Source organism: Paenibacillus septentrionalis (assembly GCF_042659865.1).
In the GTDB taxonomy this organism is placed as follows: domain Bacteria; phylum Bacillota; class Bacilli; order Paenibacillales; family Paenibacillaceae; genus Pristimantibacillus; species Pristimantibacillus septentrionalis.
This window is the reverse complement of record NZ_JBHSTE010000009.1, coordinates 57,498-66,691: the sequence shown is the minus strand read 5'-3', so window position 1 is coordinate 66,691 and position 9,194 is coordinate 57,498. Positions and strand designations below refer to the sequence as shown.

Below are 9,194 nucleotides of genomic sequence, written 5' to 3'. Positions count from 1 at the left end.
TTATGTAAGATATCTCTTATGAAGGAGGCAGCGTATGACTTTAAAGCAAATCGCAGCAATGGCAGAGGTCTCGATCTCGACGGTATCGCGCATATTGAATTCTCCTGACAACAGCTTTGCAACCAAGGAGGTTCGCGATCGAGTTTGGCGCATCGCAAAAGAAATCGGATATGTACCCAATCAGAGCGCGCGTGAGCTTAAGCTGGGCAAGCAAGGCTCACCCGGATCTACACCGCCTTCCATTACTTGCATATTAGGACGAACCCGTCAGCTGGACGACGATCCATTTTTCGCTCAAATGTCCCGTGCAATCGAGCAGCAAGCGCTGGAATTAGGTTATGCTATCTATTTATCCTACTCTTTGTTTGATATTGAACGAGCTGCGCTGCTCGATCAGATTGAAGCAGCCCGTACAGACGGCGCCATCATATTGGGGCGCTTCAGCAATGACAGCATGAACTTCCTAAAGAAGCATTACAGCAATCTTCTCTATGTCGGACGCAATGTCATTGACGCTAACTGCGATCAGGTCATCTGTGACGGATATGAAGCAACGCAGATCGCAATTAAGCATTTAATCGAAAAGGGACATTCTCATATTGGATATATCGGTGAAACGAATAACGAGGTGCGGTATGAAGCCTATTGCGACACACTTTCTGCGTATGGGCTAACCTATAATGATAATTGGGTAAGTCATTGTCCACAAAACGGGCCTGGCGGCTATGAGGGAGCAAAAAAGCTGTTGGCTCATGCATCCCCCTTGCCTACAGCCGTTTTTTGCGCAACAGATATTACAGCGATTGCTGCACTGCGCCGGTTTACAGAGGTACAGATCAAGGTTCCCGAGCAGTTATCGCTTATAAGCATGGATAATATAGAGCTGTCAGGGTATGTTTCGCCGATGCTCACTACAGTAGGCATGCCGATTGTGGAAATGGGTAAGTGGGCGGTCCAGCTATTAGTGGATCGTATGAACAAGCGCCATAAGCTGCCTGTTAAAATGTACTTGCCCAATAAGCTGGTCGTTCGGGAAAGCGTAGCATCCCTTTAACATAAGTAGTCATTCTCCCACAAAAAAAGGTCAGCTCCATCTATATAAATATAAATAGCCCTAGTTATTTTCCCGAGCAAAGATGCACCGGATCATAATTAGGGCTTCATTATCGTCAAGAGTCGACCTATAGTTCATTACAGCTTATTTGTGCAAGCCACATTCTGTCTTTTCTTGGCCCGCCCATCTTCCGGCACGTGGATCTTCACCAGGCATAACCTGACGTGTACAATACTCGCAGCCAATGCTTGGATAGTTGTTGTCATGAAGTGGGTTATATATCACATTATTATTGCGGATATAGTTCCATACATCCTCATTGGTCCAACCTGCAATCGGATTAAACTTAACCAAACCGAATTTTGTATCGTATTCGATTTTTTTCGCATTTGCACGAGTTGGGGCCTGATCACGGCGAATACCCGTAATCCAAGCTTCGTACTTCATAAGAGTCCTAGTTAGCGGCTCAACCTTACGGATATTACAGCACGCGTTGGCATCCGTAATCCATAGCTGATCGCCATGCTTTTCCGCTTGCTCTTCTGGTGTAAGAAGCGGCTTAACTTCTACGAATGGAATTCCTGGATAACGCTCGATTAGACGATCTCTTGTTTCATACGTTTCCTTAAAATGGAAATCTGTATCCAGGTAGAAGATATCTGTCTTTGGACTAATCCGTTGCAGCATATCTACAATTACAACATCCTCCGCTCCAAAACTGCAGGCAAATGTAATGTTTGGAAATGTTTCAACTGCGAATTTAATAACGTCTTCCGCACTAGCAGACTCTAAAGCAACTGCCTGTTCTGCGATCAATTGTTCTTTTTCGATTAAATTCATACTATTCACCTCGCATTTATCAACATTGATAATGGTACGCTGAATTCATTATAGCCTCTTATAACTGATACTTCAATAAATAACGACTACTATTATTCAATTACCTGCAATAATATATTAGTTAAACTTCCTTGACTTTCCATGTATAATAAGAGAATTGAATCTGTAAGGAGCTACGATGATGCTAAAATACACGATATGTTTTATGATATGCGGCAGTGAGGTATTGCTGCTAAATCGACTAAAATCACCAAATATGGGCTTATGGAATGGAATTGGCGGCAAGCTCGAAGCCAACGAAACACCGCTGCAAAGCATTGTTCGAGAAATTAAAGAAGAAACCGGATTACAAGTGAATGAGCAAGACATTGAGCCTGCTGGTATCGTGCGCTGGGAAAGTGAACCACCATCTTTTTCAAGCGGCATGTATCTGTATCGCTGCAGCTTATCCGACAAAGCTGTTCAGACTCCTGCAGTGGTGGATGAGGGTTTGCTTATGTGGAAACCGCTCGATTGGGTACTGAATGAAGACAATCTCGGTGTCGTGGACAATATTCAGCATTTTCTTCCCTTTCTGTTGCAAGGCGAGTGCCAACTCGAGCACATCTTTACGTACAATTCCAAGGATGAGCTTATTGGTTACAGAGCAAATCAGCTTGACCCTACTTCACGTTATGTATAAGCTGAATTTGGCTTATCATAGCTTTTTATTCCAAATAAGATCAAGTATGTTTATCGCTTTTTGGGGGATGTTATTCGAGTAACATCAAACTATTACATTTCTCAAGGAGGCAGCATACGATGAACAATCAATATACGTCTAACAACCAATTTGGTACAGGCAGTTTCAACACGCAATCTTTTGACAGCTTTCAAGCGAAACAGCAATTGGCACACATTGAACAGCTTGTTCAGCAACTAATCAACCAAACACAACAGGCATCGGTACAATACCAACAGCTTCTAACGCAAGAGCAACAAAATGCTCGTATGCTTGAGCAAATCGCTCAAAAGGAGCATCATGCAGCTGACGTGATTCAAACAGCGCTGCAAGGCCATCATACTGCTACGCAACAATTGCAGCAAATTGCATCCTTGTGCCATCAAGTTTCTATTCCAACTCAAACAAGCTACGCATCAGCTGGTACTTCTGGATACGCAGCAGGCTATACGCCTTCAACAGGTTCTTCTAGCTTTACTTCAAGCTCCAGCTTCCCAACTCAATCCAGCAACTTCACTTCCAGCAGCAATCATTACCCAAGCAGCAGCTCCACTGGATTCAATCAAAATCAATTTAACCAAAACCAATTCACTTCATCCATTGGAACTAGCTCTCTAGGTAGCAGTTCTTTAGGTAACAGCTCTCTAGGCACAAGCTCTCTAGGTACAAGCTCTCTAGGTAGCAACTCTCTAGGTAGCAGCTCTCTAGGTAGCAGCTCTCTTGGTAACACAGCAACAAGCTCCACTTTTGGCAGCTCGCTAAACAGCAATGTTGGAAACAGCAGCATCAATAGCACAGTGGCGAAATATACAAACACGCTACCTCAAAATAACCAATCTTCTCAAACACTTTCTCAAAACAACTTTTTGAGCTAAGCGTTTTACTTGCATGAGGCCGTAGGAATATTCCTACGGCTTTTTTAATTTGATACCTACTAAAGAACAATTGAACACCATTAACCGACAAAAAAGCAGCACGATGTACGCGCTGCTTTTTTGTCTGTTTGTTTAACCTATTTTAGCGGAACGGTCTTGTTACTGCATTACCCATATCTTCTAGCAATTGACCAATATCATTGGCCATATCACGAATCGGATGTCCGTCCGTTGATTGCATTTGCCCATGGATCGAACGAATACGTTCATGTATAGAACGCTCGGATGTTACGTGAACTGTGTAATCTTTATTTTCTTTATCGTTTTGCAATGCTTTTCTTACTTTTTCTTCGATTTGATCACGTTTACCAACGTTATCTACCTCAATGCCGACGATGATGTCATTGCCGTTAACAAATACTGTGGCATCATTTACGCCATTCACATCACGAATGCGCTTCATCAAACGCTGTTCCTGATCATTTAAGCCGTTTTGACCAGTTGTCATGTCATTGTGTGCTGTACCTTGGTTCATGCCGCCTTGGCCCATATTACCTTGACCCATTCCACCAGGACCTTGGTTCATCGTACCATTGCCATTTGCATTGTTGTTGACCCCGATACCGCTCGGATTAATTACACCGTTACCGGCACCGTTTTGATTTGATTGTGTTCTAAAGCGATCATTTCGATTTCTTGTGTTGTCGTCAGCTCCACAACCTACCAAGCTAACTGCAAGAGTTGTTGCTACAGCAGCCATTCCAATACGTTTTAACATTTTAACTCTTCACCTCCTACCTATAAAATGCGCTTGAGGCGACGCTTTTATGTGTAGATAGATGTTTACTCATACTGGAAATAGTCCAGCTCGTCCCAGCGATACTTTTGCTCGACAAGCTCCGAAATCGTTACGAATTTATACCCTCTAGCCTTTAATTCAGGCAGTATTATTTTTAATGCATCAACGGTTTGATGCGAGTGCATAACATTATCGTGCATTAGCACAATATCTCCGTTACGGACATTGTTAAGCACTTTGTTGACAATTGCTTCGACGCCAGGACTCTTCCAATCCTCCGTATCCTGATGCCATGACCAGAGGATGACTGTATATCCGCTTTCCTTGGCTGCCTCAATAACAGAATCATTATAATATCCGCCAGGAGGCCTAAACCATGGCGAATCCACACCTGCAACCTCTTTAAGCTTTCGCTTCGTTGTCTCGATTTCACGCGAAATACGATTCTTGGATAAATGATGATTGAAAAACGCATGGTTAAATGTATGATTCCCGATTTCGTGTCCCTCCATCACCTCTCGCAGCACAATATCCTTGTGCCGATCAATGCGATTTCCTAGAACGAAAAAAGTTGCCTTCGCATCATACTGTTTTAACACATCTAGAATTTGTGGCGTTAAATCAAAACTTGGCCCATCATCAAATGTTAGCGCAATAAGCTTCTCTTCTATAGGCACTTCCCACATAACATCTCCACGCTGCTCATAATAGCTGCGATCGTGAACCACTGTCGATTCATAGGGAGCTTCAAATGCAGGTAGCAGCAAGGGGGATAAAGTCAGTATGAGCCACTTTCCCACTGTCTGTAGCTTCTTCAATGCATTCATTCCTTTACTGATTGTTATTACTTTACTATTTGATATTTGTTTGGTTTTTAGTCAGACATTGGCTAATTATGTAGGGAATCAAAAAGGCTCCCCGTCTAGTACCCGGAGAGCCTTCTGATGTTACCGATTGGTTAATCAGCTATTGTAAGCAATACGTAATCAAACATTAACGAAAAAGCTCCCAAACCCGAAGGCTTGAGAGCTTGATATCCTTGACGTACAAGGAATATTAACGTTTTGAGAACTGAGGCGCACGACGTGCCGCTTTAAGACCGTATTTTTTACGCTCTTTCATACGAGGGTCACGTGTTAGGAAGCCTGCACGTTTCAAAGATGGACGGAACTCAGGATCCGCTTTTAGAAGCGCACGAGAGATACCATGACGGATAGCACCCGCTTGTCCAGACATACCTCCACCTTGAGCGATAACCAATACATCGTATTTATCAAGAGTATCAGTTAGGTTCAAAGGTTGTTTAACGATAAGCTTAAGAGTTTCTAAGCCAAAATATTCGTTGATATCGCGTTTGTTAATAATGATTCGTCCTTCACCCGGCACAAGACGTACGCGTGCAACAGAGTGCTTACGACGACCAGTTCCATAGTATTGCACTTGAGCCATGAAACATGTCCTCCTCTTTATTACCCGCGAAGTTCGTAGACTTCAGGGTTTTGTGCTTGATGTGGATGTTCCGCACCTGCGTAAACTTTAAGTTTAAGTTTCATCTTGTTACCAAGACGGTTTTTCGGCAACATGCCGTGTACAGCTAGTTCGATCATACGCTCTGGTTTCTTTTTCAACATTTCACCAGCTGGAGTCACCTTCAAACCACCTGGGTGAAGAGAGTGACGATAGTATTTCTTGTCTGCCAGTTTGTTACCAGTTAGGACAACTTTGTCAGCGTTGATGATGACAACGAAATCACCAGTATCAAGATGTGGCGTAAATTGAGGCTTATGCTTACCGCGGATTAGCGCAGCTGCTTCACTAGCAAGACGTCCAAGAGTTTTACCCTCAGCGTCAATCAAAAGCCATTTACGTTCAACTTCATTAGGCTTAGCCATATAAGTGGTACGCATGGATGTTCCTCCTTGATTCTCATACATTATTCTTTTTTATAACAACGGAATCGTTTGATTCATCATTTCATATTCATCAGTAATTATTGCGATCCTAGTCGGGGCTGTGGGAGAGCCACTAAGAAAGCACAAAATATATTTTACTATATCTATGGGCAATAATCAAGTGCTTTTTCCCATAATCCCGCGTGTTTATACCACTATTCTTCTCAGTCTTAAGTCGTAGATGTCATACAGCATTGGTCCGATTTTTATAAGCAATCGTTATGCTATACTTAATCTAACAAAACCAATTAAGGAGAACGAGATATGAACAAGCAAACCTTGCTCGGGATCGTCATCGTAATTATAGGAGCTGTTGTGCTCTTTACCAATGTGTTTGATCTCGAATTTAGAAATACAAAAGGTGAGAAGGGATCGCAATTGTACGATGCTCAATCGATAAATGAATTAACCGTCCGAACGTCATCAGTTAATGTCAAGCTTTTGCCATCAGAGAGTGAAAGCATTCAATTAAAGCTGTATGATTCCAATCATAAATCGTATGATATCTCCAGCTATGTTTCAACCTCTCAATACAGCAATGCGCTTGATTTAACGGTGAAATCACCGCGAAAGTGGTATCTGCCCTTTCAATTCAAGAGCTATACCCTTGAGCTAATCGTTCCAACACAGCTTGTTAACACGCTGAATGTGGAAACGAATAGCGGAAATATTAGGAGCGACCGCTTAGATGTAGAAATGTTTGCACTTGAGGCAAACAGCGGCAACATTACGCTAAACGATATTACAAGCACAGATCTATCTGCCCATGCTAAAAGTGGCAACATCACGATCGATCAACTTGACAGCTCCACCCTCTCCCTTCATGCTAATAGCGGCAATGCAAAGGCTACATCATTCAAAGCCGAGCATGTTGAGGTAGAAGTTAACAGTGGGAACATCACTTTAATCGGCGATGCTGCAGGACTCGATGCTACCGCAAAATCAGGTAATATCAATGCTGAGCTTCAGGATTTAACGAAAGACAGCAGCATACAAGCGAATAGCGGTAATGTTAAACTGATATTGCATAAGCAGCCTAGCTCACTTGCGATTACGCATCGAAAAGGTTCTGGAAACTCATCAGTTAGCAAATCAGGCTTTGAAATTACTTCACAAGATAACGACCGACTTGAAGGCAAATTTGGAAGTGGCGATGTTAAGCTTGACGTCCAAACGAAATCCGGAAACTTCAGCCTTCGATAGTTCTTCATTGTCATTGCTACTTATTCATAGCTTACATCCATTAGCATAAGCCCGATTGGCAGCGCCGTTGGACCTGCGAGACTTCGATCGCAGCCATCCAATATGAGGCGCATGTCTTCGGGCTTTAGCTTTCCATGGCCGATTTTTATTAAAGTACCTGTAATAATCCGAACCATATTGTACGTAAAGCCATTGCCTGTCATCTCAATATGAATAAACGGACCTGCCTCAATCAGCTTCGCATCATAAATGGTACGAACATGATGCGGCTTAACAGAGCGGGTCGATGTAAACGACGTAAAATCATGCGTGCCTACAATATAGCTCAATGCTTGTTTCATCCGCTCACGGTTGAGCGGTACAGGCACATGTAAACGATAATGACGTCCAAACAGATCCGGAAATTTCCCATTATCTATGCAATAACGATACGTTTTGCGCTTGGCCGAGTGTCTCGCATGAAAATCGAGCGGCATCTCCTTCGCCTCCAGAATCATGACATCCTCTGGCAAGCGTGTATTCATTGCGATAGCAAAACGATCGGTAGGAATAGTGCAATTGGTCAGAAAATGAAAAACTTGACCACGTGCATGAACACCAGCATCTGTACGTCCGGAAGCATGGATCGTAATCTCTTCCTTCGTAAGAATCGTGAGTACGCGCTCGATTTCAACTTGCACAGTACGATCCTTAGGCTGAGCCTGAAACCCACTAAACTTCGTTCCATCATAGCTTACCTTCATGCATATGTTTCTCATCATTCATTTCCTTTCAGCGCTCCTGAATAGTGCGTTGTTCCAGTCGCGGTTTAAATTCAGCGCTCCGGAGTAATGCGTTGTTCCAGTCGCGGTTTAAATTCCGATTCAGCGCTCCGGAGTAGTGCGTTGTTTCAGTCGCGGTTTAAATTCCGATTCTTCAAATTGATTGATGTGGAAGAATCGGAACTTAAAAGCGACACGCTCCGCTTTCCACAATCGCATACTCCTCCGCTGGAGCTCTATTCCCTGTGGCCGCTCTAAAGAAGCTTTTTACTTCCTGCTCGCTTTTCCTCGAGGAAAAGCATCGCTTCGAGCGATACAACTTAAAAGCACAGCAGCGTCGGAGCAACATCTTCGGAGCAAAGCTTTATGCTTGTAACTTTAAATAAGGGGTTAAAAGCTGGGCTTTCAGGACCAAGAAGATGAGACGATACTAGAAAACGAGGAGCGCAGCGTACGTTAATTGGTACGTGAGCACCGGAGTTTTCGGTAGCGTTCCATATTCGACGTCGAGTAAGCTACAAAGCGATACATCGTCATCAAAGTCCAGCTTTTAACCTTCCTCTCAAAAGAAAAAGGTGGCCTGTTAAGGTCCACCTTTCCACATTAATCACGGTCAACTAGCTCTAAGTAAACCATAGGCGCAGCGTCACCACGACGAGGTCCCAGCTTAAGGATACGTGTGTAACCACCGTTGCGCTCTGAGTAACGAGAAGCCAATTCAGAGAATAGCTTTTGAATCGCGTCTTTCTCGCCATCTACAGTTTCACGACGTACGTAAGCAGCAACTTGACGACGTGCATGAAGGTCACCCTTCTTCGCTTTCGTGATTAGCTTTTCAGCGATAGAACGAACCTCTTTCGCTTTAGCCTCTGTAGTTTGAATACGCTCATATAGGAACAAGTCAGTCACAAGATCACGGAAAAGTGCTTTACGTGCGCTTGAGTCACGACCTAATTTTTGATATGCCATTTTGATTTCCCCTCCCTTGC

The 9,194-nt window shown here is 43.3% G+C and carries 11 protein-coding genes; 4 read left to right on the top strand and 7 right to left on the bottom strand.

The window, feature by feature from the left end:
• The first annotated feature begins 34 nt into the window (after positions 1-34).
• Positions 35-1,054 carry a LacI family DNA-binding transcriptional regulator gene (locus ACFP56_RS20750; protein ID WP_379238235.1) on the top strand — a complete coding sequence of 340 codons (1,020 nt, stop codon included), beginning with the start codon at positions 35-37 and terminating at the stop codon, positions 1,052-1,054.
• Positions 1,055-1,198: 144 nt separating this feature from the next.
• Here ACFP56_RS20750 and ACFP56_RS20745 read toward each other — a convergent pair whose 3' ends face one another.
• Entirely contained in the window at positions 1,199-1,894 is a 696-nt protein-coding gene (locus ACFP56_RS20745) for a phosphoadenylyl-sulfate reductase (RefSeq protein WP_379238233.1), read from the bottom strand.
• A gap of 178 nt (positions 1,895-2,072) precedes the next feature.
• On the opposite strand from ACFP56_RS20745, the gene ACFP56_RS20740 reads away from it, so the two are divergent.
• On the top strand, positions 2,073-2,576 hold the full coding sequence (locus ACFP56_RS20740; protein WP_379238231.1) for an NUDIX hydrolase: 504 nt from the start codon (positions 2,073-2,075) through the stop codon (positions 2,574-2,576).
• 119 nt (positions 2,577-2,695) lie between these two features.
• The gene (locus ACFP56_RS20735) at positions 2,696-3,490 is read left to right on the top strand and encodes a hypothetical protein (protein WP_379238229.1); all 795 of its coding nucleotides are present in this window, start codon (positions 2,696-2,698) and stop codon (positions 3,488-3,490) included.
• Positions 3,491-3,632: 142 nt separating this feature from the next.
• Here ACFP56_RS20735 and ACFP56_RS20730 read toward each other — a convergent pair whose 3' ends face one another.
• From ACFP56_RS20730 to rplM, 4 genes are all read right to left on the bottom strand, one after another.
• Complete coding sequence (locus ACFP56_RS20730; RefSeq protein WP_379238227.1) at positions 3,633-4,268, bottom strand: YhcN/YlaJ family sporulation lipoprotein; 636 nt, start codon at positions 4,266-4,268, stop codon at positions 3,633-3,635.
• A 65-nt stretch (positions 4,269-4,333) separates the two neighbouring features.
• Positions 4,334-5,116 (bottom strand): polysaccharide deacetylase family protein, encoded by a 783-nt coding sequence (locus ACFP56_RS20725; protein WP_379238225.1) that lies wholly within the window; start codon positions 5,114-5,116, stop codon positions 4,334-4,336.
• A 229-nt stretch (positions 5,117-5,345) separates the two neighbouring features.
• A complete protein-coding gene (gene rpsI / locus ACFP56_RS20720; RefSeq protein ID WP_213520422.1) occupies positions 5,346-5,738 on the bottom strand; it encodes a 30S ribosomal protein S9 in 393 nt (130 codons plus the stop codon).
• 20 nt (positions 5,739-5,758) lie between these two features.
• Complete coding sequence (rplM, locus tag ACFP56_RS20715; RefSeq protein WP_379238222.1) at positions 5,759-6,196, bottom strand: 50S ribosomal protein L13; 438 nt, start codon at positions 6,194-6,196, stop codon at positions 5,759-5,761.
• Positions 6,197-6,505: 309 nt separating this feature from the next.
• Here rplM and ACFP56_RS20710 point away from each other — a divergent pair, with 309 nt between their 5' ends.
• Positions 6,506-7,444 carry a DUF4097 family beta strand repeat-containing protein gene (locus tag ACFP56_RS20710; protein WP_379238220.1) on the top strand — a complete coding sequence of 313 codons (939 nt, stop codon included), beginning with the start codon at positions 6,506-6,508 and terminating at the stop codon, positions 7,442-7,444.
• Between the two features lie 20 nt (positions 7,445-7,464).
• Here the strand turns inward: ACFP56_RS20710 and truA are convergent, their stop codons facing one another.
• Positions 7,465-8,187: a tRNA pseudouridine(38-40) synthase TruA gene (gene truA / locus ACFP56_RS20705; protein WP_379238218.1), complete on the bottom strand. Its 723-nt coding sequence runs from the start codon at positions 8,185-8,187 to the stop codon at positions 7,465-7,467.
• A gap of 621 nt (positions 8,188-8,808) precedes the next feature.
• The gene (rplQ, locus tag ACFP56_RS20700; RefSeq protein WP_379238216.1) at positions 8,809-9,174 is read right to left on the bottom strand and encodes a 50S ribosomal protein L17; all 366 of its coding nucleotides are present in this window, start codon (positions 9,172-9,174) and stop codon (positions 8,809-8,811) included.
• Positions 9,175-9,194 lie beyond the last annotated feature (20 nt).